General features: G+C 61.9%; 23 protein-coding genes. 4 read left to right on the top strand and 19 right to left on the bottom strand.

Going from position 1 to position 23907, the window contains the following annotated elements; translation table 11 throughout:
* Positions 1–175: 175 nt before the first annotated feature.
* The 5 genes from ACTJKE_RS07475 to ACTJKE_RS07455 all read right to left on the bottom strand — a co-directional run bounded on the left by ACTJKE_RS07475 (position 176) and on the right by ACTJKE_RS07455 (position 5709).
* A complete protein-coding gene (locus tag ACTJKE_RS07475; protein ID WP_058326348.1) occupies positions 176–1618 on the bottom strand; it encodes a M81 family metallopeptidase in 1443 nt (480 codons plus the stop codon).
* An 11-nt stretch (positions 1619–1629) separates the two neighbouring features.
* Entirely contained in the window at positions 1630–3549 is a 1920-nt protein-coding gene (locus ACTJKE_RS07470; RefSeq protein WP_058326349.1) for a beta-N-acetylhexosaminidase, read from the bottom strand.
* 21 nt (positions 3550–3570) lie between these two features.
* Positions 3571–4347, bottom strand: a complete 777-nt coding sequence (locus ACTJKE_RS07465) for an SDR family oxidoreductase (protein ID WP_058326350.1) — start codon at positions 4345–4347, stop codon at positions 3571–3573.
* Positions 4348–4368: 21 nt separating this feature from the next.
* Positions 4369–5232 (bottom strand): MurR/RpiR family transcriptional regulator, encoded by an 864-nt coding sequence (locus ACTJKE_RS07460; protein WP_057249162.1) that lies wholly within the window; start codon positions 5230–5232, stop codon positions 4369–4371.
* Between the two features lie 87 nt (positions 5233–5319).
* Entirely contained in the window at positions 5320–5709 is a 390-nt protein-coding gene (locus tag ACTJKE_RS07455; RefSeq protein ID WP_058324990.1) for a RidA family protein, read from the bottom strand.
* Positions 5710–5822: 113 nt separating this feature from the next.
* Between ACTJKE_RS07455 and ACTJKE_RS07450 the strand changes: the two genes are divergently transcribed.
* Both ACTJKE_RS07450 and ACTJKE_RS07445 read left to right on the top strand, forming a co-directional pair.
* Positions 5823–6314: a hypothetical protein gene (locus tag ACTJKE_RS07450; RefSeq protein WP_058325078.1), complete on the top strand. Its 492-nt coding sequence runs from the start codon at positions 5823–5825 to the stop codon at positions 6312–6314.
* A 26-nt stretch (positions 6315–6340) separates the two neighbouring features.
* Entirely contained in the window at positions 6341–7822 is a 1482-nt protein-coding gene (locus tag ACTJKE_RS07445) for a M81 family metallopeptidase (RefSeq protein ID WP_162764607.1), read from the top strand.
* A 109-nt stretch (positions 7823–7931) separates the two neighbouring features.
* On the opposite strand, the gene ACTJKE_RS07440 is transcribed toward ACTJKE_RS07445, so the two are convergent.
* The 10 genes from ACTJKE_RS07440 to osmF form a co-directional block, all read right to left on the bottom strand.
* A complete protein-coding gene (locus ACTJKE_RS07440) occupies positions 7932–9065 on the bottom strand; it encodes an ABC transporter ATP-binding protein (protein WP_058326351.1) in 1134 nt (377 codons plus the stop codon).
* Positions 9066–9160: 95 nt separating this feature from the next.
* Positions 9161–10390 carry an ABC transporter substrate-binding protein gene (locus tag ACTJKE_RS07435; RefSeq protein WP_058324992.1) on the bottom strand — a complete coding sequence of 410 codons (1230 nt, stop codon included), beginning with the start codon at positions 10388–10390 and terminating at the stop codon, positions 9161–9163.
* Between the two features lie 37 nt (positions 10391–10427).
* Positions 10428–11285 carry a carbohydrate ABC transporter permease gene (locus ACTJKE_RS07430; protein ID WP_058324993.1) on the bottom strand — a complete coding sequence of 286 codons (858 nt, stop codon included), beginning with the start codon at positions 11283–11285 and terminating at the stop codon, positions 10428–10430.
* Positions 11282–12166, bottom strand: a complete 885-nt coding sequence (locus ACTJKE_RS07425; RefSeq protein WP_058324994.1) for a carbohydrate ABC transporter permease — start codon at positions 12164–12166, stop codon at positions 11282–11284. The genes ACTJKE_RS07430 and ACTJKE_RS07425 overlap by 4 nt, the downstream gene beginning before the upstream one ends.
* Positions 12167–12178: 12 nt before the next feature.
* Positions 12179–13336 carry a Gfo/Idh/MocA family protein gene (locus tag ACTJKE_RS07420; RefSeq protein ID WP_440691591.1) on the bottom strand — a complete coding sequence of 386 codons (1158 nt, stop codon included), beginning with the start codon at positions 13334–13336 and terminating at the stop codon, positions 12179–12181.
* Between the two features lie 241 nt (positions 13337–13577).
* Positions 13578–14390 (bottom strand): pirin family protein, encoded by an 813-nt coding sequence (locus ACTJKE_RS07415; protein WP_058326353.1) that lies wholly within the window; start codon positions 14388–14390, stop codon positions 13578–13580.
* A 77-nt stretch (positions 14391–14467) separates the two neighbouring features.
* On the bottom strand, positions 14468–15205 hold the full coding sequence (locus tag ACTJKE_RS07410; RefSeq protein WP_058324997.1) for an ABC transporter permease: 738 nt from the start codon (positions 15203–15205) through the stop codon (positions 14468–14470).
* A complete protein-coding gene (locus tag ACTJKE_RS07405; protein ID WP_440691589.1) occupies positions 15205–16143 on the bottom strand; it encodes an ABC transporter ATP-binding protein in 939 nt (312 codons plus the stop codon). Before ACTJKE_RS07405 ends, ACTJKE_RS07410 begins: the two co-directional genes overlap by 1 nt.
* Complete coding sequence (locus ACTJKE_RS07400) at positions 16140–17309, bottom strand: ABC transporter permease (RefSeq protein ID WP_440691587.1); 1170 nt, start codon at positions 17307–17309, stop codon at positions 16140–16142. Before ACTJKE_RS07400 ends, ACTJKE_RS07405 begins: the two co-directional genes overlap by 4 nt.
* Positions 17310–17407: 98 nt before the next feature.
* Positions 17408–18319 (bottom strand): glycine betaine ABC transporter substrate-binding protein OsmF, encoded by a 912-nt coding sequence (osmF, locus tag ACTJKE_RS07395; protein ID WP_058326355.1) that lies wholly within the window; start codon positions 18317–18319, stop codon positions 17408–17410.
* A 338-nt stretch (positions 18320–18657) separates the two neighbouring features.
* On the opposite strand from osmF, the gene ACTJKE_RS07390 reads away from it, so the two are divergent.
* Both ACTJKE_RS07390 and ACTJKE_RS07385 read left to right on the top strand, forming a co-directional pair.
* A complete protein-coding gene (locus ACTJKE_RS07390; RefSeq protein ID WP_058325001.1) occupies positions 18658–19125 on the top strand; it encodes a hypothetical protein in 468 nt (155 codons plus the stop codon).
* Positions 19122–20498: an FAD-containing oxidoreductase gene (locus ACTJKE_RS07385; protein ID WP_058326357.1), complete on the top strand. Its 1377-nt coding sequence runs from the start codon at positions 19122–19124 to the stop codon at positions 20496–20498. The genes ACTJKE_RS07390 and ACTJKE_RS07385 overlap by 4 nt, the downstream gene beginning before the upstream one ends.
* Positions 20499–20524: 26 nt before the next feature.
* On the opposite strand, the gene ACTJKE_RS07380 is transcribed toward ACTJKE_RS07385, so the two are convergent.
* The 4 genes from ACTJKE_RS07380 to ACTJKE_RS07365 are packed head-to-tail and all read right to left on the bottom strand — an operon-like array spanning position 20525 to position 23881.
* Complete coding sequence (locus tag ACTJKE_RS07380; protein WP_440691585.1) at positions 20525–21676, bottom strand: M20 aminoacylase family protein; 1152 nt, start codon at positions 21674–21676, stop codon at positions 20525–20527.
* A gap of 10 nt (positions 21677–21686) precedes the next feature.
* Positions 21687–22451, bottom strand: coding sequence for an ABC transporter ATP-binding protein (locus ACTJKE_RS07375; protein WP_058326359.1), 765 nt, complete (start codon positions 22449–22451; stop codon positions 21687–21689).
* 15 nt (positions 22452–22466) lie between these two features.
* Complete coding sequence (locus ACTJKE_RS07370; protein ID WP_057249177.1) at positions 22467–23168, bottom strand: ABC transporter permease; 702 nt, start codon at positions 23166–23168, stop codon at positions 22467–22469.
* Positions 23168–23881 (bottom strand): ABC transporter permease, encoded by a 714-nt coding sequence (locus ACTJKE_RS07365; RefSeq protein ID WP_058326361.1) that lies wholly within the window; start codon positions 23879–23881, stop codon positions 23168–23170. The genes ACTJKE_RS07370 and ACTJKE_RS07365 overlap by 1 nt, the downstream gene beginning before the upstream one ends.
* Between the last annotated feature and the right edge of the window lie 26 nt (positions 23882–23907).

Below are 23907 nucleotides of genomic sequence, written 5' to 3'. Positions count from 1 at the left end.
GTGTCCGCGAAGCGGGTGAAGGGCACTACATGGTTCCTTAAATCGGGATCGAGTTAAGGACAAACATGCAGCAACTTAAAGCGTTACAGCGACCTGACGCGTCTTGAACGACGTGCGGCGCTGCAGAGGAGAGCCCACCCGAAATTCGGGTAGGAAAAATGCAGATAGTAAAGCCTCAGTCGCCGCTCGACCAACGGGACGAGAAGCGGGCGACAGGCTCGAAGGCAAAGTCCTGGTCGAACGGATAAGCAGGCCGCTGACGGCGCAAGCTCGCAAGGCCGGCGATGCCTTGATTGACGACGCCTTCGGTCAAAGCCATCAGATTGGGATTGGCGATCGGCGCGAGTTCAGGCGAGAGGTAACCCGACTTGACGACGAGCAGCCGCACGGCTTCAGGATCGAGACCGAGCCGACGGAAATCCTCGATATCGTGATAGGGCCTGCGGCGCGCGGCAATGACGATATCGATGGCGCCGACGCGCACCACCGCCTGCCGCTCACGCTCCAGACCGGAATCGTCGAGCCTGACGACCTCCACCAACATTTCGGCGCAGGGGCTTGCCGGGTCGAGGCTACCGCCGATCTTGAGCATCAGCGTTTCGCCTGCACCGGCAGCAAAGCAGGCTTCCACCGCGGGGCGATCGGTTATGCCGGCGATCAGGGCACCGCGCCAGCCGCGTGCCAGCAGTGCCTTCAGCACATCGGCTCGGTCACCGACACCGCCACCGGTCGGATTGTCGCCGGAGTCCGCGAGGATGATCGGCGTCGTCGTCGCCCGTTCGGCGATATCCAGCATCTCGTTGAGCGGTCCGGTCACCGGGCCAAAGCGGAAGTTGCTGCGCTCAGCCCAGTAGCCCGCGGCAATCTCTTCTGCCGCCCGCTTGGCAGCAGGCTTATCGGTGGCGGTCACGACCGCGCAGGCAGTCGCCCGAGGCTCGTCGGCCCAGACGTAGCCAACCATCAGGTTGGCGTCGAGAATGCCCGGCCGCTTGTCGATCTTCGGCAATTGAGCATAGAGCGCCTTCGCCGGCTCGTCTTCAGTCGAGGTGCATTCGCCGGGCAGAAGCACCGGAACCGGCGCCCAGGCAATGCCCGGACGCGTTCCGTCTCTGATCGCCGAGACGAGCATCGACCAGGCGCGGGTCATGGTTTCCGGCGTGTCGATATGCGGCGCAGTCCGATAGGCAGCAAAGATGTCGAGCTGATCGATGATCCTCTGGCTGACATTGCCGTGCAGGTCGTAGCTTGCGGCAATCGGGCAATCGGGACCGACAACGGCGCGGGCGGCCGAAATCCAGTCGCCCTCTGCGTCGTCCATGCCATCGACCTTGATCGCACCATGCATGGCGAGATAGAGCCCGTCGATCGGCAGGGCCGCACGGAGTCCCTCGAGAAACTCTGCCTTGAATGCGTCGTAGACCCCTCGCGATACCGGACCGCCGGGTACGGCGCGTGCGTGCAGTAGCGGCAGATGCTCGACGTCCTCGGCTTTCATGAAGCTGAAGTATTCGGCCTCCAGCAACGCCTGCCCGCGTAGCACGCGAAAGTCCTCTTCCGTCATCAGGACGGGCGAATAGGTGCTGCATTCAGTGTGGATGCCACCAACGGCGATGCGCATGGGCTTTCCTCTTAGAGATTGGGGCTGAGCGGAGCGATGGCCGCGAAGCGCAGCCAGTCCTTCGCCGCCTTCGGTGTCCAGGCCGCCTCGGCAATCGCCGGAAGCCGCGGGAAGACAAGGCGGTTGAAATAGCTACGGGAGAGGTAATGCTCAGACCAGATGCAGGCCTGGACGCCCTTAAGGCGCGGCTTCAGATCCTCGGGGAACTCACCCTCGGCCTCATAGCCATAGGTATGCGCCGGCGTCGCGGTCCCGGCCCAGCTGGCGCCCGGTTCCTGCCACGCATCGGCCTGCGCCATGTCGAGATAATAGGCCTGTCCGGGAGTCATCACCACGTCATAACCTTCGCGTGCCAGTTCGATGCCGACCTCCGGCCGCTCCCAGGCCATCAGCAGCGTATCTTCGGTCGAGACACCGCCGCCATGCGCCACCTCGTTCCAACCGGCGAGCTTGCGGCCACGCGCCGTCAGCATCTGTTTCACCCGCTTCAGGAAATAGGACTGCAGCGCGAAGGTGCCGGAAATGCCCTCCTGCTCCATCAGCGTCTTGGCAAGCGGAGAAGCGAGCCACGAGCCGTTCGCCACTTCGTCGCCGCCGATATGGAGGTACTTGCTCGGGAAGAGCCCGACCATCTCATCGAAGACTTTCTCGAGGAACTCATAGGTGAAGGCGACGGCCGGGTTGAGCGCATTGTTCGGATAACCTTGCACCGAGTGGTAACTCTCCGGCGCCTCCTGGCCATCGGAGAGATCCGGCAGAGCGACGAGCGTCGCCGCACTGTGTCCTGGAATGTCGATCTCCGGCACGACATCGATGTGAAGTGCGCTTGCCTGCGCGACGATCGCCTTGACGTCAGCCTGGCTGTAGAAGCCGCCGACGGGTTCTGCACCATTGCCGAGCTGCGGTAGCAGCGCCTCATCTGGGCCGCGCAGCACACCAAGCGTCGTCAGCTCCGGAAACGCCTTGATCTCCAGGCGCCATGCCTCGTCGTCCGTCAGGTGCCAGTGGAAGATGTTGAGCTTGAACCAGGCGAGGATATCGATCAGCCGCGCCACATCGGTGGCCGGATAAAACTGGCGGGATACATCGAGATGGCAGCCGCGCCAGCCGTAGCGAGGCTTGTCCGAGATTGTACCGCTCGTCGGGAAGCGGAATTTGCCGGGATGATTGCGCGCTCCGTCCAGAAGCTGGGCAAGGCTGGTCAAGCCATATTGCCGGCCGGCGCTGCCGCCGTAGCCCAGGCGAATTTCGGTTTCGGAGAATTCAAGGCGATAGGCTTCTGCCGCCAACCCGGCATCCGCCGTGAAGACGACCGGCCGCCCCTGCTTCGACGTCGCAAGGCTGAAGGGCGCATGCGCCGCAGGGAACAATCGATGGAACATCGACAGCACGGTAGCAACCGCCGCAATCTCGTCTTGCCCGGCCCCAGCGGCCGGATAGAGAACGACCGGAAAACCTGTTCCAGCCCGAAGCTCGAGCTTCGCCGGCCAAGGCTGCAGCGCATAGGGCTGGTCGAGTTCACCTTCCGGCAGCCGCACCGGCGGCGGCTCGCTGACGGCGTTCTCAAGAAGCAAATCCGAGACGGCGACCGGGACGTGGCGGCCATCGGCAAGCGTCAGATAGGCGGACTTGGCTCCGTCGGTGCAATGGCGTGCATTGCGATGCAGGCCGCTGACGGTGAAGGTCCAGCTTCCTCCGTTGTCGATCGTCAAACCCTCGGGCGGCGCAAACTCATGAAAATTGGCGTTGCGACGCAGGAACACCGCATTCTCGCAGGCCTTGGGATCAATGACCCGCGTCAGCGACGTATAGACGATCCTGAAACCGGACAGCGGCGAGCCGGAGAAATTGAACAGCGTGAAGGTGAACCGACCAAAGGGCCCGCCATCCGGCTGCCAAGACGCCTCGAGACGATAGGAAACCGGCTGCATGCTCTTCCTCCAAATGCAGTGTCAGTAGTGGCTTGATTGTGAAAACGTGCGGGCCAGTTCCGCCTGGCCGGCAGTGAGCCCGCAATCGACAGGCAGGCAGACGCCCGAAATGGCCGCAGCGAGCGGTCCCGCCAGGAAATGCACCGCATTGGCGACATCATCAGGGTTGACGATCCGCTGCAGCGGATACCAGCGACGTGCCTCCTCGAAGACATCCGGGTTTGACGCCGCCCTCGCCTCCCAGGCCTGGGTGCGCACTGTGCCGGGAGCAACGGCATTCGAGCGAATGCCGAACTTGCCGTATTCCACTGCGATGAGCCGCGTCAGATGCAGGAGGCCCGCTTTTGCCGCGCTATAGGCCGGGTGGCCGAAGACGTTCATGCCGTTGACCGAGGCAATATTGATCACCGATCCGCGGGTCTCTTTCAGCATATCCTCGACGGCGCGGAAGCACAGGAAGGCCGCTTCCAGATTCAGCGCATTGTCCATGCGCCAGATCTCCGGTGTCGTATCGTGCAGGCTGACGGCACGGGCCGCGCCGGCATTGTTGACGAGCGTGCGCACCGCTCCCCTTTCCTTTGCCGTCGCGGCCATCGCCGCAACGCTTGTCGCGTCGGTCACGTCGCAGGCAACGGCCACGAAGCGGTTGTCATCACCGAGCATGCGCGCCGCCCGTTCAGCGGCGTCCGCATCGATGTCGACGAGCAGGATCACATCGTGATCGTCGGAAAGCTTGCGCGCGATAGCGCGGCCGATATCGCCGGCTGCACCGGTTACGATCGCGAGGGATTGCGTCATACGCTGACCTTTCGCGGCACGTCAGTCTCCGAGAAGCTGGCGATCGTCACCGTCGCGGTGCGTGACCAGCTGCTGCTTGATGCGCCGAAGTGTGGTCGTCGCCTGGGGTTGCACCCGGTAGGCGACGAGGCTGGAGAGGATATCGAGCAGCGCCAGATAGGCGATGCGGGTGGATGTGGGGCGGTAGATGTTGTTGCCCTCGGGCAGATCGACCGGCACGGTGATGCTGGCGGCGGCCGCCACCGGACTGCCGCTCTGTGTCAGCGCGATGGTCGGCACCTTCAGTTCGCGGGCGAGCGTAAAAGCGCGCACGAGCTCGGCGTTGCGGCCGGAGAAGGACGAGCCGATGAGCACGTCGGTCGGCCGCGCCGCCGCCGTCATCATCAGCTGCATGCTGTGATCGGAGCTGGAGGTGATGCGAAGACCATAGCGGAACAGCCGGTTCTGCAACTCGCCGGCAATCATCGAGGAATTACCACCGGAACCGAAGGCGTAGATCATTTCCGCTGCGGCGATCCGCTCGACCGCCTGCTCGATCGCCGCCAGGTCAAGCGAGCGATGCAACAGAAACAACGCGTTCTGCGACTTGGTGATGATGTCCTGGGCGACGTCACCGGTCTCGCGGCTCTTCGGCTCCGGCTTCAGGTAGCGCATGCCGATATAGGCGGTGCGGGCAAGCTGCACCTTGAAATCGGAGAAGCTGTCGCAGCCGAGCCTTCGACAGAAGCGGGTGACGGTGGGCGGCGACACGTCCGCCTTGCTCGCCAATTCGATGATGGAGGCGTTCACCGCAAACTCGAAATCATTCAGGAGAATGTCGGCAATGCGGTTTTCCGATTGGGAGAGCCGCCCTTTTTCTTCCTGTAGTGTCGCGAAGATGTCCATCGCCTGCTTGCGCCTTGCTTCAGATCATGAATGGGAGCGGGATGCGGGCGGAAAACCGCATACACTTTTCCTCATCCCGCTCTAAGATCAGCCCTCCTTCGGCTTATAGGCGACGCAGTCGATCTCGACCTTGCAATCGACCATCATCGACGACTGGACGCAGGCCCGCGCCGGCGGATGAGCACCGAAATACTCTTGGTAGATCTTGTTGAATGTCCAGAAATCACGCGGATCGTCGAGCCAGACACCACAACGAACCACATGCTGCGGACCGTAGCCGGCTTCGGTCAGGATGGCCAGCACGTTGGCAATCGTCTTGTGGGTTTGCGGGATAATCCCACCCTCGATGATCTCGCCGTTTTCCATGGCAACCTGGCCGGAAACATAAAGCCAACCGTCCGCTTCGACCGCGCGTGCGAACGGCAAGGGCTTACCGCCAGCACCAACCTGTTCCGCACCATATCTCTTGATGGTCATGTCAGCCTTCGTGCAAATTATTTTCTTTGATCGTTGACAAGTGACCATAGAAAGCTGAATTTGACTAGCGAAAAACACCATTCATGAAAAGAATTTCAATCCAGGGCGCGAATATGCGGGATCCTTTCCTCAATCCATTCCCCTCCTCCGACACGGCACGCCACTCGATCTGGGAGATGCTCGTCTCGCGCGACATTACCGCCTTCCTGGCCGCAGACTGGTCGATGGTCGCAGGTGATTTCGTCGAGAACGGCTTCATCGGCATCGACGGCCGCCGCGAAACCAATCCCGACAATTGGCGGCTGACCTTCCCGTCGCTTGCGGCCTATCGCGAAGAGTGGCTGCGCCAGGCTAACGACTTTGCGACGCAGAGCTTCGCCGAAGATCCGCGCAATGCGATCTTCACGACGACGACTCTCGAAGACATCGAGATCAACGGCGACCAGGCGCTGGCGCGCAAGAAATTCGATGGCAGCCTCAAGAAGTCGGACGGCAGCGTCGACATCCTGAAATGGCAGACCGTCTATTATTGCCGCCTGCACGAGGGACGCTGGAAGATTGCCGGCTTCACCGGCTACCTGCCGAACCCGATGGGGCCGGCCTGAAAGACGCGATAGAAAAGGCAATGGCATTGCGGATCTTCACAGCGGCGCTTGCGACCGAAACCAACACCTTCTCCCCGATCTGCATCGACCGCCGGGCCTTTGAAGCCTCGCTCTACGCGCCGCCGGGAGAACACCCGGAAACACCGACGCTCTGCACCGCGCCGATCACGGTCGGCCGCCGCGTCGCCGCGGAGAAGGGCTGGCAACTGATCGAGGGCACCGCGACCTGGGCGGACCCGGCTGGCCTCGTCAACCGGGAGACATACGAAGGCCTGCGTGACGAAATTCTCGACCAGCTACGCGCTGCCATGCCCATCGACGCCGTAGTGCTCGGCCTGCATGGCGCCATGGTCGCGGACGGCTACGAAGATCCCGAGGGTGACCTGCTAACGCGCGTCCGGGAGATCGTTGGCCCCGACATCCTCGTCTGCGCCGAACTCGACCCCCATAGCCACCTGACGGCCAAGCGCGCAGCCGCCTCGAACTTCTTCGTCTACTTCAAGGAGTTTCCGCACACCGACTTCGTCGACCGTGCCGAAGATCTCTGGCGCATCGTCGTCGACACACTCGAAGGGCGTGTCACGCCCCTCATGTCGATCTTCGACTGCCGGATGATCGACGTATACCCGACCTCACGCGATCCGATGCGCTCCTTCGTCGACAAGCTGATGCGGATTGAAAGAGAAGACGCGGATGTTCTTTCGCTCTCCGTGATCCACGGCTTCATGGCGGGCGACGTTCCGGAAATGGGCACCAAGTTGCTTGCCGTCACCAACGGCAAAAGGGAGAAGGGCGCAAACCTCGCGCGGGAACTGGGTCTCGAACTCTTTTCCCACCGCGGAACCTTCATCATGCCGCAGATCGACGAGAAGCAGGCCGTTTCTGAGGCACTCGCTGCATCGAAGGGGCCTGTCGTGATTGCCGATGTCTGGGACAATCCAGGCGGCGGCACCGCCGGCGACGCAACGGTGCTTCTCGAAGAGCTTCTGGCGCGCGACGCAACCGACGTTGCGGTCGGGACGATCTGGGATCCGATGGCAGTGCAGATCTGCATGGCCGCCGGCGAAGGCGCCGAGATCCCGCTGCGCTTCGGCGCCAAGTCGGCTCCCGGAACCGGTCATCCGATCGATGGCACGGTCAAGGTGGTCAAGCTGGTGCGCGACGCCGAGATGCGCTTCGGTGAGAGTTTTGCCCCGTTCGGCGATGCCGCCCATATCGTCTTCAACGGCATCGACATCATCCTCAATTCGACGCGCGCGCAGAGCTTCGATCCAAGCCTCTTCTCGGTGATGGGCATCGACCCGAAGGCCAAGAAAATCCTGGTCATCAAGTCGACCAATCACTTCTACGCCTCGTTCTCGAAGATCGCGTCTGAGATCCTCTATTGCTCGGCCGGCACGCCCTATCCGAACAACCCTGCGAAGACCGAGTACAAGCGGGCACCGACGAACATCTGGCCGAAGGTCGCCGATCCGCACGCAGAAGGGAACGGCCTGAACCGCGCCTAGAGTGCGGCCATCGCGTCTCGCCGACACCGGTACGACGGGCTTAGTGCGAAGACAAAAAAGACCGCTGTCTTTCGCAAGACAGCGGTCTTTCTTCCTTGGTCCTGAATGATCAGGCAGCTGCCGGATCGAGCACGCCCAAGTCGATGTCGGTCAGTTCGACGCGACGTTCGAGCGCAAGGCCCGCCTCGTCGAACAGGTGGCAATCCGCAACCTTGATACCGGTCTGGATCGTCTCCTCCGGCCGGATCGCGGCCGTTCCCGGCAACATGGCGCAGAAGTTTTCGCCCTCGCCGCCGATCGCCGCATAGGCGACCGTATGGGCGCCGAGGCGTTCGATGACCGTTGGCGTGACCTTGAGGGTCAGGTCTCCGGTTCCCAGCGTGATATGCTCCGGCCGAACACCAAGCGTCAGTGTCCGCCCGGCAAGGCCGCTCTGCGGGTTGACGGGAATGACCACCGTCTGCCCCTTGTAGTCGACCTCGACGCCGGCGTCGCTGACACCTTTGCAGGTGACCGGCAGGAAGTTCATCTTCGGATTGCCGATGAAGCCGGCAACGAAGGTATTGGCTGGCTTATGATAGAGCTCGAGCGGGGCGCCCGTCTGGGCGATCTGCCCGGCATTGAGGACGACGATCCGGTCCGCCATCGTCATCGCCTCGACCTGGTCGTGCGTGACGTAGATCATCGTTGCCTGCAATTGCCGGTGCAGTTTCGCCAGTTCGATGCGCATGTCCGCCCGAAGCGCCGCGTCGAGGTTCGAAAGCGGCTCGTCGAAGAGGAAGATCTTCGGCTCGCGCACGATCGCCCGCCCGATCGCGACACGCTGACGCTGGCCTCCGGAAAGCATCCCGGGCTTCTGCTGCAGGCGCTGATCAAGGTGCAGGATGCGTGCTGCATGCTCCACCTTCGCCTTCAACTTCTCCTCGGCCATTTTTTCCACGCGAAGCGGAAAGGCGATGTTCTCGAAGACGGTCATGTGCGGATAGAGCGCGTAGGACTGGAAGACCATGGCGATACCACGCTTGACCGGCGGCAGGTCGTTGACGCGTTTGCCCTCGATCAGGATGTCCCCCGAGCTGGCCTCATCGAGACCGGCTATCATCCTGAGCAAGGTCGACTTGCCGCAACCGGAGGGTCCGACGAAAACGACGAACTCACCGTTCCTGACTTCGAGATCGATGCCTTTCAGCACCTCGAAAGTCCCGTAGAATTTCTGAATCCGATTGAGATTGAGCTGTCCCAAGAAACTGTCTCCGGCCACCGGCGAGAAGCGGCTCATTTATAGCAGAGTTAGGTGGGGCCGCGAACCGATCCCATCGGCGCGCGACCCCGGTGGCCTTACTTGTATTCTTCGAGGTCCGCGGCCGCCTTCTTCAAGGCGTCGGCCGGCTCGGCCTTGCCGGTCACGACCGACTGGACCATCTCGATGATGACGTTCTGGAAGCCCTTGTAGTCGGTAAAGAGCGGTTCCGGACCACCATAGGTGATGCCGTCGATGAACGGCTTCCAGTAGGGATCCTTCTTGACGAACTCGTCGACCATCGGCGACGGACGCAGCGGCGTCAGGCCGGCGCCACCCTGAAGCTCATATTCCCCTTGCGGACCGGGCGAGGTGATGAACTTGGCGAATTCGATCGCCTTCTCCTCGACGCCCGAGCCCTTGAAGATCGCCAGGCTGTCGGTGATGAGCAGCGTGCCCTCGCCCTTGGCCTCAGGACCGAGCGGCAGCGGCGCGACGCCCCAGTTGACCTTGGTTTCCTTCAGGCGCGTTGCAGCACCTGAGCCCGCCTGGATCATGCCGACCTTGCCATCGAGGAAGATGGCGCGGACCTCGTTCTGCTCGTAGGCGGTAGCGCCTTCAACGGAATAGGGCGTGATGTCCTTGTAAGCCTGAAGTGCTGCCAGCACCTGCGGGCTATCGATGACGACCTTGTCGCCGTCGATCACCTTGCCGTTGTTGGTGTACACCCAGTGCATGAACTGGTGCATCGTGTTGTCGAAGGTCTTGGCCGGAAGGCCGTAGCCAGCGATGCCGGTCTTCTCCTTGATCGCCTTGGCAAACTCGATTTCTTCAGCCCAAGTCTTCGGCGGCTTCTCCGGATCGAGACCGGCCTGCTTGAACAGGTCCTTGTTCCAGTAAAGCGCCTTGGTCGAGAATGCGATCGGAACGCCCCACTGGTTGTCGTCGAAGGTCACGGTGTCGACGATGTTGGGGTAGTAGGTCTTCTTCTCGTCTTCCGTCATCGGCACGGGAACGATGAGCTCGTTCTGCGCGAATTCCTTCAGCGTGCGCGAGCCGACATAGGCCATGGCAACGGGCGTGCCGGCGGCGGCGAGCGTCGTGGCTTTGTCCTGGCATTGGGCCCAGCCGACGACCTCAGGCGTGACTTTCCAGCCCGGATTCTTTTCTTCCCACTGCTTGATGTATTTCGCGTGTACCGCGTCCATGGTGTCGCCGCAGTAGATCCAGCTGATCTCCTGGTCGGCCGCCTTCGCGGTGACAGCGCCGAGCGCGGTCGACCCGAGCAGCGCCAGGGCAAGTACCCCTGTCTTGAAATGAATAGACACGTTTTATGCTCCCGTTCTCTGGTGGTTGACTTAAGTCTTATTGTTTCACCGCGCCCGCGGTCAGGCCGCTGACGAGATACCGTTGTAGGAGGAAGATCACGACGACAGCCGGCGCGATGCCGACGAAGCTCGCGGCCATGAGCTCGTTCCAGACCACCTCCTGGCGACCGAAATAGGCGAAGAGGCCGACCGGCAGCGGCATGTACTCGCTCTTGGAGTTGAAGGTCAGGGCATAGATGAACTGTTGGGCATAGGCGCCGATGAAGGTCGTGATCGCCACTACGGTGATACCCGGCATGGCGATCGGCAGGATCACCCGGCGCAGCGTATAGAAGTGGCTGGCGCCGTCGACGAAAGCGGCCTCGTCCAGTTCACGCGGGATGCGCGTCATGTAGGTGCGCAAGAGCCAGATCGCCGAGGGGATCAGGAAGGCAACGCCCGGCACGATCATCGCGAGATAGGTGTTGAGCACGCCCAAGGTGCGCATCAGACGGAACAGCGGGATGAGCAGCACTGCGCCCGAAAACATGTTGACAGCGAGGAAGGCACCGAGCAGCAGCCCGGCGCCGCGAAAATTGAAGCGGGCAAAGGCATAGGCCGCGGGGATCACCAGTATCAGCACGATGGCGGTCACGATGGTGGAGATGAAGAAGGAGTTGAAGATGTAGCGGGCAAAACCGGGCACGCTGACCCACATGGTCGAGTAGGCGGCAAACGAGCCGTTTTGCGGCCAGAAGCGATAGGGCGAGGAGAACAGCAGCCCGAGCGGCTTCAACGACACCAGGAACCCTTCGACGAAGGGCGCCAGAATGAAGCACAGGAAGACGAAGATACCGGCATAGATGCCAAGGAGCTCGTACCAGCGATAACGGTTGATCATGGCAGGCTGGCTCATTTCTGCTCCCCCGCGGCAAGACGGCTGGTGACCCGGAAATAGGCGAAGCAGAAGATCGACAGGAAGATGCAGATCAGCACGGCGCGCGCGGCGCCTTCACCGTATTTCTTCGACCCGATGGCGGTACGGTAGGTATCGATGATCATCGTGGTGGTCTCACCGTTGGGACCACCCTGGGTGAGGATCCAGATGATGTCGAAGGAATTGAAGGTCGCGATCAGCGACAGCATCGACATCGTGATCAGCGACGGAACCAAAAGCGGCAGCGTGATGCGGCGGAAGCGATAGAGGCGCCCTGCTCCGTCCGTCCAGGCGGCTTCATAGAGATCCTGCGGGATCGCCTGCATCGCCGCCAGCATATAGAGCGTCACCAGCGGCACGCCGATCCATACGTCGGTGATGATCGTCGCCCAGAAGGCGGTGGAACCGTGGGCAAGGAAGGCGATGGGCCCGTTGGACAGCCCCAGGTTCTGCAGCACGCCCGAGATCATGCCGAACTGCCCATTGTACATCCAGCCCCACATGAAAATGCCGATCGCCATCGGCACGATCCATGGCGGCATGGTGAGCAGGCGGAAGAGCGCACGGCCGGGCACGGCGGCGTTCAGCATCGTCGCGCCGAAGACGCCGATGATCATCTTGATCGAGACCGAGAAGAAGGTCCAGATGAAGGTCCGGAAGATGACTTCGGCGAAAGTCTCGTTGAAGATCTTATCGTAGTTGGCCCAGCCGACCCAGTTGGTCGTCTTCTTCAGCGACGCGTCCGTGAACGACAGGATGAAGGTGTCGACCAGTGGATAGGCGACGATCACCGTGACGTAGAGGACAGCCGGAAGAAGCAGGATCCAGGCGAAGATGACCGTGCTGCGTTGAACACTCATCCCCACCTCCCCCTACGCAGCGCGCGAATGCAGTGCTTCGTCGAAACGGTCCCAGATGAGCCGGAGATCTATGACGCTCTTCCTGCGTCGCGCCTCGTCCATCGAAAGCGCCAGGATACCCGCTTCAAGCGCATCGAGGGTCGAGACCGGCAGCGGCCGGCCGTCACGAACGTGGCCGATGATATCGGTCGCCATCTGCTCGTCGGCACCGTAGTGCTGCGACAGTTCCGTGGCGGCGTATTTGTTTTCGATGACCTTCTTACCGGTCAGCATCTCGTGAACGTCGAAATAGCCACGGATGAAATCGCCCTCGGCCATGCCACGCGAGCCCATGATGCAGAAGCGGCGGAATTGGTCCGGCACGTTGAGATTGGTGTGGAAGTTCATGCCGACGCCGTTAGCGTATTCGACGATCGCCACCTGGTAGTCGATGATGTCGCCGTCGCTGTCGAAGACCTTGTCGGAGCCCATCCAGCCGCTCGGTTTGCGATGGAAGAGTTCCAGGTCGTTGATACCTTCGCGTGCGGGATCGTTGGCGGGAATGAAGCTCTTGCGGCCGCCGAAGCTCGCGACCCGTTCCGGCCGCGCGCCGACGACACCATTGTAAAGATCAAGGTCATGGCAGCATTTTTCCAGCATGAAACTGCCGGAATAGCGCTCGTAGCGGCGCCAGTCGCGCATGAAGAAGGCGCCGTGATAGGGTTCGATATGCTCGGACGCCTCAATCGAGACGACCTGGCCGAGCGTGCCTTCGGCAAGCGCTGCGCGCAGGTCGCGATACATGGGCGCGTAACGCAACACCAGACCGACCATCAGGCGCTCATGGCCGAACTTCGCCATCAGCCCCGCGAGTTCGAGGCTCTCCTGGACCGTCGTGACGATCGGCTTCTCGCTGAACACCTTGAGACCGGCCTCGAGACCAATCCGGATATGATCGAGGTGCATGTGGTTCGGCGAGCCGATCATCAAGAGATCGAGCTTCTCGTTGGCGATCAGCTCTTCGGGGGTCGCGTAAGCCTTGCCGGCCGAGATGCCTTTTTCGGTGAGCGTGGACAGACCAGCCGGGTTCGGATCGACGTAGCCGGCGATCTCGAAGTTCTCGTCCATGGCTTTGAAGACATAGCCCAGATAACCCAAACGGAATCCGAGTCCGATGATGCCGACTTTCATGCTCGTCCTGTTCCCCTGCCTTTTGGCGTAATTTATTTTCGCAGACTGGGACAGTTTTTTCAGGCAGTCAACTCAAATCCGCATATTTTGTAAAATTGTGAAATTCATTTTCATACGACAGGCAAATGCCGAGAAAGCAGGCAATTCATGGACAACTAAAAAGGGTGCGTATCCCGCAACTCTACGGCAGGAAGAAAGCGGTCCAGACCACTGCACGTTGCGTGGTTGACTTCTGATCAGTTCAGCCCTTTCCGACCAGCCGGTTTCGCCAGTGCAGCAGCCGCAGTAAAGGTCGAGCCAGATAAGGTCGCGGTATCTTGGGATGGTCGCCAACCGTCCCCTGCCGTGCGGCGCGCGCGCTCGGCTCGATCAGGAACGCAACGATCAGCGAGCTGCGAGTGGCGTATAGCTCCAGGGCGTCGTCCGACAGGAATATCCCCTGATCCCCCTCACCGAAGGCGATATCTCCTACCTTTATCGAGCCCGAAAAGAGATAAAAGTAAAGGTGTCGCCCCTTCGCCCGCGGAAACGCAGTCTTTGTCTCAGCCTCGAGCCGGAGATCGAAAAAGTCGACTTTGTTGCGCACGAAAAACGGTGCTGTGCCACCTTCCGGCCCGACAAGATGCCTCCATTGATTGACAGGTGCCACTGCAATGGGGCCGTGCTGGATGGCCGGTGGGAGATCTAAACCGTGAGGGCGCACAAGGATCTGGAGCATCCGCAACGGTGGATCGCTCGGCAGGGTCTCCTCCGAATGCCAGAAGCTCTTTCCCGCGTTCATCACCATAAGGTGCCCGCTGTCCGTGACCAGTCTCCCGGTAGCGCGGTCATCGTGGCGCATGACACCCTCCGGCACCCATGAAAGGATTTCATCGTTCTGGTGCTCGTGCATGGCGATCAGCCTGCCCGGCTCCAGGATCGACTCAACAACCATTGCCAGAGGGCCGTAGCCGTGATCACGCGGCCGTGGCAGCAGCCAACCGGGCATGTTGAGCCTGGCCTTGAACCCGCCCATATCCCTGACAAGAGGACTTTTGGCGCCGCGGTAGAGCATGGGTCACTCTATCACCCGCCATCGGCATTTGGCACGGCCGTGAACACTTTCCGGGCTTCCCGCATTCCGACGGCACCTCACCGTCCCATTCGGGTAGCGAGTTTCCTTTCGGCCGCCTGCAATCCGTCGTGCAGCAGCACCGCAAGCGTCGCGACGATCAGGCCACCCTGAACGACGAAAGCCAGGTTGTTCGATTGCAGACCGGCAATGATCACTTCGCCGAGGGTTTTCGCCGCGACCGTTGATCCGATCGTGGCCGTTGCCAGGCTGACGACCACCGAAAGTCGGATGCCTGCAAGGATAACCGGCATCGCCAGCGGCAACTCCACCTTCAGGAGCCGCTGACCGCCTGTCATGCCGGCACCGCGCGCCGCCTCCATGACAGATGGCGGCAATGTCGTCAGCCCCGTCAGCGCGTTCTCGAAGATCGGCAGCAGGCCATAGAGAAAAAGCGCGATCAATGTCGGCTTCTCACCGAAACCGAAGATGGGAACGGCGAGCGCCAGAACGGCCACCGGCGGAAAGGTTTGGCCGATGTTGACCAGGCTGCGCGACAGCGGCAGGAATTCGGCCCCGGATTCGCGCGTCACCAATATTGCCAAAGCAAGCGCAACCAATGCCGCAGCAGACACTGCGATGGCGACGGTGCGCAGGTGCAATAGAGTAAGCTGCAACAGGCTGCCCTGATTGTAGATCACCGGCGCATTCGCTTGAACCAGGGGCCGCAGCAACGGTTCGAACCATTGCGGCTGCAGCAGGAAGGCGAGCAAAACCAGGAACACTCCCAAGCGAAAAAGCGTCGATAGTTTCGGCATCAGACTGGCCCGGCTGCCCGTTTCGCCAGCCCTTCGAGACTGACCTTGCCGATGATAGCCCCCGCGGCATCAGCCACCGGCAGCGCGCTCCGCCCGGACCAAAGCAGTTCGGCAAGCGCCTCCCTTTGGCTGAGCGTGCTCGATATGGCTGTGCCGTCTGCTGACCCTGGTTCGACGGCGCTCAAGACCGGCTCGATCGCGAGCAACCGATAAGGCCGTTCGCTGACCCCGATCAGGCTCTCGACGAACGGGGTCGCGGGCTTGATCAGCATTTCGGCGGGCGTCGCATATTGCACCACCTTGCCTTTGTTCATGACGGCAATGCGGTCCGCGAGCTGGAAGGCCTCCTCCATGTCATGGGTGACGAGAATGACCGTCGTCTCGAAGTGCTTCTGAATGGCGAGCAGATCATCCTGAGCCTTGGCGCGAATGATCGGGTCGAGTGCGCCGAAGGGCTCGTCCATCAGCAGGACTTTCGGTTCGGCAGCCAACGCCCGGGCGACGCCGACACGCTGTTGCTGACCGCCGGAAAGCTCATGCGGAAAGCGTGGACCGAAGGCGGCCGGATCGAGCTGGAACAGTTGGAGAAGTTCGTCCACCTTGGCGTCGATACGCGCGCGCTCCCAACCGAGCAGCGTCGGTACCGTGGCGATGTTCTGCGCGACGGTACGGTGCGGAAACAGGCCGTGGCCCTGGATCGCATATCCGATGCGGCGGCGCAGTTCATAGCCTGGCAGCGCACGGTTGTCCTCACCGTCGAGGCGGATCGTCCCCGAAGTCGGCTCCACCAGCCGATTGACCATCCGCAATAGCGTCGTCTTGCCAGAGCCGGAGGTACCGACGATGACGGTGACGGTACGCGGTGCGATCGTCAGGCTGACGTCGTCGACGACCGCCGTCTCGCCATAGCGCTTGGTGATGTTTTCGATTTCGATCATGCGGCCTCTGCCTGCCTGGTGTTGGGTGTGGCCATTTCGATCATCGCGTCGAGCACGATCGCCGCCGCAAAGGCGAGCACCACGGTCGGGACGGCGCCGAGCAGCACGAGATCCATCGCGGTCTGGCCAACGCCCTGAAAGACGAAGACGCCGAAGCCGCCGCCGCCGATGAGGGCAGCGATGGTCGCCAGGCCGATGTTCTGCACGAGCACGATGCGGATGCCGGTGAGGATCACCGGAAAGGCCAGTGGAAATTCGATGCCGACCAGCCGTTGCCAATCGGTCATGCCGATGCCGCGGGCTGCGTCATTCGCATCCCTCGGAACGCCGGCCAGACCGACGACGGTATTGGCAACCACCGGCAGCAGCGAATAGAGGAACAGCGCGACAAAGGCGGGTGCGACACCGATGCCACGGATGCCGATCGTGGCAGCGCCCGGAACGTTCGCGGCGATCCAGCCAAGCGGTGCAATGAGAATGCCGAACAGCGCGATCGACGGTATCGTCTGGATCGCGTTCAGAACGCCCAGCAAACCATCGCGCAATCGGGCGACGCGGTGACACAGTATACCGAGCGGAATGCCGACGATGGTCGCGGTCACAAGCGAGCCGAGCGCCAAGGTCACATGCTTGCGGGCTTCCGCCCAGAAGGTGTCCACCCGGCTCGCATATTCCCTAAGGATCGAGAGACTATCCCAGGTACCGGAAAGCAAAAGCATCCCGACAAAGGCGAGCACGGCGACGAGCACCACGATGCGCACGATGGGGGCCGGGCGCAATCGCGTCAGTGCATCGGCTGCCAGCAGCCCGAAAGCAAAGAGCATGACCCAGAAACCGGAAGCAGGCGACACGCGAGCATAGGTGTTGCCCTCAGGCGTCAGGTGGCCGGCCGCGACGCCGATGCCGAGCGCCAGCCCGGCCAGCGCTGCGAAAGCTGCGACAAGGCGCAGAGTGGCCGTCGAGCGCATGGCCGCCACGAGCACGCCGGCAAAGATCACCAGCAGCACTGCCGCGCTCCAGGGCTGCGGCAAGGCCTCGACGATCGTCTTTGCCTCGCCGGCGACGATGCGATTGGCACGAAACGTTGCAAAAGGCGCGATGAAGGCGCCGCCAAGCGCCAAGGCCGCGATGATCGCTCCGAGCTTGTCAAAGCGGAGTTGTCTCAAACCACATTCCCTCCCCGCCTGTGCCGGCGCGACTTCGGCACCTGCAGGCACACCCCGGAACGCCAGCCATCGGACCAGCGTTCCGGTTATCCGTCAACCTACTTCAGGAAGCCGTTCTTCTTCAGAAAATCCTCGGCAACCGCCTTGGCCGGTTCGCCGCCGACCTGCACGCGGCCGTTCAGGTCCTGAAGCGTTACGAGATCGAGCTTCTCGAACACCGGCTTCAACAGTTCCTCGATTTGCGGGTTTTCCTTGAGCACAGCCTCGCGAATAATCGGGGTCGGCTGGTAGACTGGCTGGACCGCCTTGTCATCTTCGAGCACGACGAGGCCAGAAGGTGCGATGCCGCCATCGGTGCCATAAACCATCGCCGCATTGGCGCCGTTCGTCTGGTTGGCAGCAGCCGCAATGGTCGCCGCGGTGTCACCGCCGGAAAGCGTGATCAGCTGATCCTGCTTCAAGGTGAAACCATAGGTCGTCTGGAAGGCCGGGAGAGCGGCGGCCGAATTCACGAACTCAGACGAAGCGGCCAGCACGACCTTGCCGCCACCGGCGACATATTTGCCGAAGTCGCTGAGCGTCTTCAGCTTGTTCTCATCCGCAACTTCCTTGCGAAGACCGATCGCCCAGGTGTTGTTGGCCGGCGACGGCGTCAGCCAGACGATCTTGTTGGCGTCGTAGTCGAGCTTCTTGGCGGTCTCGTAACCCTTGCCTGCGTCCTTCCAGACCGGATCGTCAGCCTTTTCGAAGAAGAAGGCGGCGTTACCGGTATACTCCGGGTAGATGTCGATCTCGCCGGCGGTAATCGCCTTGCGCACGACCGGCGTCGCGCCGAGCTGGACGCGATCGACGGTCTTGATGTTGTTGGCATTGAGCACGGCAAGGATGATGTTGCCGAGAACACCGCCTTCGGTGTCGATCTTCGAGGAGACGACGACATCGGCGCTGGCCGTGGCAGCAGTCAAAGTGAAGGCAAAGGCAGTTCCGATAAGCAATCTAGTCAGGCGCATGAGTTTGTTTCTCCCTCGAAATTCGCTCCGCAAGTTTGATCACGGAAAGTTCGCCGCGTCGGGGCAAGGCATTCCATATATGTCAGTCCCCGGCAAAAAATAGGGTTGCACGCAGAGACTGTGGCGGACGAAAAATTCCGACATCGATAAACACTATCGAAAGCGTAGATTTCTACGTCCGACCGCGTGCGATTGGCCGTTGCAATCAGGGGCGATGTCGGCCACTCTGACAGAGGCCCGCCAGAAACACCGCTTTCACTCTTGGTTGCGATGCCGCTCGACCCGAACCGCTTGGGGGCTGGTGGATTGGGTTCGCCCGGCGAACGTTCGGGGAATTCATGTCGATCTATCTCTTCACGCTGCTTATCGGCGTGGTTGCCGGTCTGCGCACCATGACCGCACCTGCCGCCGTCAGCATCGGCGCCGCTGCGGGCTGGTTGCCGCTCGGCGGTACATGGGCAGCCTTTATGGGTTTTCGCTTCACGCCCTATATCTTTGGCCTGCTGGCGCTGGTGGAATTCGTCACCGATCAGTTGCCGAGCACGCCGAGCCGCAAGGTTCCGCAGCAGTTCGGCGCACGCATCGTCTCGGGCGGCTTCTGCGGCGCCGTGCTCGGAACGGCCGCAGGTGCTATGCTGGCCGGGCTGGTCGCCGGCGTGATCGGTGCCGTCATCGGTACGCTCGGCGGCTACGAAGCCCGCAAGCGCCTCGTTGCGGCCATCGGCGGCAAGGATCTGCCGATCGCGCTTCTTGAGGATGTCGTTGCCGTTCTCCTCGCACTCTGGGTGGTGTCCTCGGTGTCATGACGAAACATTTCGACGCAATCATCATCGGCGCCGGCCAGGCCGGCCCTTCGCTGGCCAGCCGGCTGACATCAGCGGGAAAGACCGTCGCCTTCGTCGAGCGCAAGCACTTCGGCGGCACCTGCGTCAACACCGGCTGCATGCCGACCAAGGCGATGGTTGCGAGCGCCTATGCGGCGCACCTGGCGCGCCGGGGCGCCGACTATGGCGTCACGACCGGACCGATCACCATCGACTTCGCCCGCGTCATGGCGCGCAAGGACACGGTGCGGTTCAATTCGCGCAAGGGGGTCGAAGGCTGGCTGAAGGGCATGCCGAACATCACCGTCATCGAAGGCCATGCGCGCTTCGAAGGCCCGCACGAGGTGCGCGTCGGCGGTGAGTTGCTGTCGGCCGACCAGATCTTCCTGAACGTTGGCGGACGTGCGGCGACGCCGGACTTCCCTGGCGTCGAGGACGTGCCCTATCTGACCAACGTCTCGATCATGGATCTCGACACCCTGCCCCGCCACCTGATCGTCATCGGCGGCAGCTATATCGGGCTTGAGTTCGCACAGATGTTCCGCCGCTTCGGCTCCGAGGTCACGGTGATCGAGAAGGGCCCACGCCTGATCGGTCGCGAGGATGCGGACGTTTCCGTCGCCATTCTCGCGATTCTGGAGAAAGAGGGCATAAACTTCCGCTTGAACGCCGAATGCATCCGCTTCGCCAAGCGCGGCGACGAAGTCGTCGCCGGCGTCGACTGCACCGCCGGCGCACCCGAGATCGTCGGCTCCCACCTGTTGCTTGCCACCGGGCGACGGCCGAATACGGATGATCTCGACCTCGATCGAGCCGGCGTGAAGACCGACGCGCGCGGCTATGTCGAAGTCGACGAAACGCTCAGGACCAATGTCCCGCACATTTTCGCCATGGGCGACTGCAACGGCCGCGGCGCCTTCACCCACACTGCCTATAACGACTTCGAGATCATCGCCGCGAATCTCATCGATGGCGAGGCACGAAAGGTCAGCGACCGGATTGCGACTTACGGCCTCTTCATCGATCCGCCGCTTGGCCGCGCCGGCATGACGGAAACCGAAGCGCGCAAATCAGGACGCAAGCTGCTCATCGGCACGCGACCGATGACCCGCGTCGGCCGCGCCGTCGAGAAGGGCGAGACCGAGGGCTTCATGAAAGTGATCGTGGACGCCGACAGCAAGGAAATCCTCGGCGCCTCGATCCTCGGCACGGGCGGCGACGAAGCGGTGCAGAGCATCCTCGACGTCATGTATGCCGGCAAACCCTACACGACGATCACCCACGCGGTGCACATTCACCCGACGGTGTCGGAGCTTATCCCGACGGTGTTTGGTGACCTGCACCCGGCCACCTGAGCGACCGGACGTTAGCGACCGCCCGGTTAGACGAGCGCTGCCCGCGCGAGATGGTAAAAATACGTAGCACCGCGTTCGAGGATGTCGTCGTTGAAATCGTAGCGGGTGGTGTGCAGCCCGCTGCTGTCGCCGTTGCCGATCAGCACATAGGCGCCCGGCACCTTCTCCAGCAGGAAGGAGAAGTCTTCACTGCCCATCAGCGGCTCGGGCAATTCGACATAGGCGTCGGTGCCAAAAGTCTCCGCGATCACCGCACGCGCATCTTCGACGGCATCGGCATCGTTGATCGTCGCGGGATAACCGACCTGCCAGTCGAAAATCGCCTCAGCGTTGTAGCTTTCCGCCTGCAAGCGGGCAATCTGCTCGACACGTTCCTGGAGTTGCTTGCGCACGGCCGGATCCATCGCACGCATGCTGATTTCCAGCACTGCTTTATCCGGGATGATGTTGGAGGCGGAGCCGGACCGGAACGAACCGACCGTCAGCACCGACGGCTGGTGCGGCGATACATTGCGCGAGACCAGCGTCTGCAGCGCCATCACCACGCTGGAACCGACGACGACCGGGTCAACCGTCAGTTCCGGCTGGGCGCCGTGACCGCCCTTGCCCCTGATCGTTAGCGTCAGTACGTCGATCGATGCAGCCATCGCGCCGGCGCGGCTGGAGAACTGGCCGACCGGCAGGCCCGGCCAGTTGTGGAGCGCATAGACCCGCTCACAGGGGAAGCGTTCGAACAGGCCGTCCTCGATCATCAGCTTGCCGCCGCCGAAATTTTCTTCGGCCGGCTGGAAGATCAGGTGCACGGTGCCGTTGAAGCTCTCGTCCTTCGACAGAGCCCAGGCAGCGCCGAGCAGCATGCTGGTGTGACCGTCGTGGCCGCAGGCATGCATCGCGCCCGGATGTTTGCTCTGATAGGCAAGACCGGTTTCCTCCTGCATCGGCAGCGCGTCCATATCGGCACGAAAGCCGACGGCGCGGTTGCTGTTGCCGCGCTTCAGCGTCGCAACGATGCCTGTCGTCGCCAGACCGCGCGTCACTTCGAAGCCCCAGGATTGCAGCAATCCGGCGACGAATTCGGAGGTCTTCACCTCGGATAGGCCGATCTCGGGCATCTCGTGCAGCTTGTGACGGATCTCGACGAGTTCGGGCAGGAACTCAGAAAAATTGGCGTCGCGCATTGGGGCCTCCTCAAGCCATCTGCAAGAACTGGCGCAGCCGCGCCGATTGCGGGTCGCGCATCACCTGCGACGGCGCGCCGCGTTCTTCCACCAGTCCCTTGTGCAGGAAGATCACCTCACTGGAGATATCACGGGCGAGTGACATTTCGTGCGTGACCATGACCATGGTGCGCCCTTCTTCGGCGAGTTTCTTGATGACGAGCAGGACTTCGTTGACGAGTTCCGGGTCGAGCGCCGACGTAGGCTCGTCGAAGAGCATGACTTCCGGCTTCATCGCGAGAGCGCGCGCGATCGCCGCCCGCTGCTGCTGGCCGCCCGAAAGCTGGTTGGGATAGTGGTCGCGCTTCGGGGTGATGCCGACCTTTTCCATCAGCAATTCGGCCTCGCCGATCGCATCCTTGCGCGTCATGCCGAGCACATGGATCGGGCCCTCGATGATGTTTTCGAGGATGGTCTTGTGGGACCACAGATTGAAGCTCTGGAACACCATGCCAAGGCGCGTACGGATATGTTCGAGCTGCCGCTTGTCGGTGGCATGGAACTTGCCGTCCTTGCCCTTGACGGTGCGGATCACCTCGCCCGAGACCGCGATCTCGCCCTCATCGGGCGTCTCCAGATAGTTGATGCAGCGCAGCAAAGTGCTCTTGCCCGAACCACTGCTGCCGATCAGCGAGATGACGTCGCCGGACTTCGCCTCGAAGGAGACGCCTTTCAGCACCTCGACGGACCCGAAGCTCTTGTGAATGTTCTTCACGGAAAGCGCTGTTGCAGCCATGTCCGTTCCTCCTCGTTAGGCCTTCGCCGTGCGGTAGCGGGTGAGCCGCTTCTCGACCACGCCCATGACGCGCGTCAGGATGAAGACGACGGTGAAATAGATGATGCCGGCGGCGATCAGGGGTTCGAAGATCAACAGCGACTGGCGCTGCAGCATGCGGGCGGTGCCCATGACTTCGAGAATCGTGATCGTCGAGGCGAGCGACGTCGTCTTCAACAGGATGATCAGGTCACCCGTCAGCACCGGCAGGCAGGATCGGAACGCCTGCGGCAGGGTGATGCGGCGAAGGATCATCGAGGAGCGCATGCCGATCGATTTGGCCGCCTCGATCTGGCCGCGCGGGATCGCCTTGATCGCGCCGCGGATAACCTCGGCATTGTAGGAGGCCTGATTGAGGCTGAGCGCAAAGATCGCGTACCACAGGCCATCACGCAGATAAGGCCAGAGGAAGCTGTGGCGCACCCAGGTTCCGGGCAGGATTTGGCCGAGGCCGTAGTAGATCAGGTAGATCTGTACCAGGAGCGGCGTGCCGCGGAACGCAAAGGTAAAGACATAGGCCGGAACCGAGAGCACGCGACGGCCGGAAAGCCGGGCAAGCGCCACGAGGGTGCCGATGACCAGACCGAAGACGCCCGCCACCGCCGTCAAAAGCAGCGTCAGCGGGGTTGCTTTGATGAGCGCCGGCAGGAAGCCGATAACGTTGGAGATCGTTTCCATCAGTGGTGCCCCCGGTTGAGGCGGCGTTCGATTTGGGCGATCACCAGCACGGATACGAGCGTGATCGCCAGGAACAGGATGGCCGTCAGCCCGTAGAAGAAGATGTACTGCTTGGTACCGGCAGCAGCCCGGTAACCGGTGTAGAGCAATTCGCTGAAGGAGCCGAGCACGCTGATGATGGCGCTTTCCTTGGTGATCGACAGCCAGAGATTGCCCATGCCTGGAACCGCGTGGCGCATCATCTGCGGGAAGATAATGCGGGTGAAGACCTTGCGTCTCGGCATGCCGATCGAAACCGCCGCCTCGATCTGGCCGGGGGGCACGGAAAGGAAGGCCGAGCGCAGCACTTCAGTCATGAAGGCGCCGGAGACGAAAGCGAGTGCGATGATTGCTGCCCAGAACGAGCTGAACTGGAAGGTCTCGGCCACCAGACCGAAGTGCTTCAAGAGCCGCTCGGCACCGCTCGCGACGGAGAAATAGAGGAGCAGGATGACCAGCAGTTCGGGAAGCGAGCGAACGACCGTCGTGTAGATCTCGGCAAGGAAGCGCGGGACGCGGTGCTTCGACAGTTTGCCGGCCGCCCCGAGGAAGCCGAAGAGAACCGCAACCGCATAGGCGACCACGGACACCTGCAAGGTCATCACCAGGCCCCAGGCGAAATCGTCGCCCCAGCCCTCGCCGCCCCAGGCAAGCAATTGCCAGTAATAGTCCATCCGTCGTTACCTGTTCCCGATTGTCT

This window comes from Ensifer sp. 22521 (assembly GCF_052044795.1).
Taxonomy (GTDB): Bacteria; Pseudomonadota; Alphaproteobacteria; order Rhizobiales; family Rhizobiaceae; genus Ensifer.
Note: the sequence above shows the minus strand (reverse complement) of the source record. Positions and strands in the feature narration are given on the sequence as shown.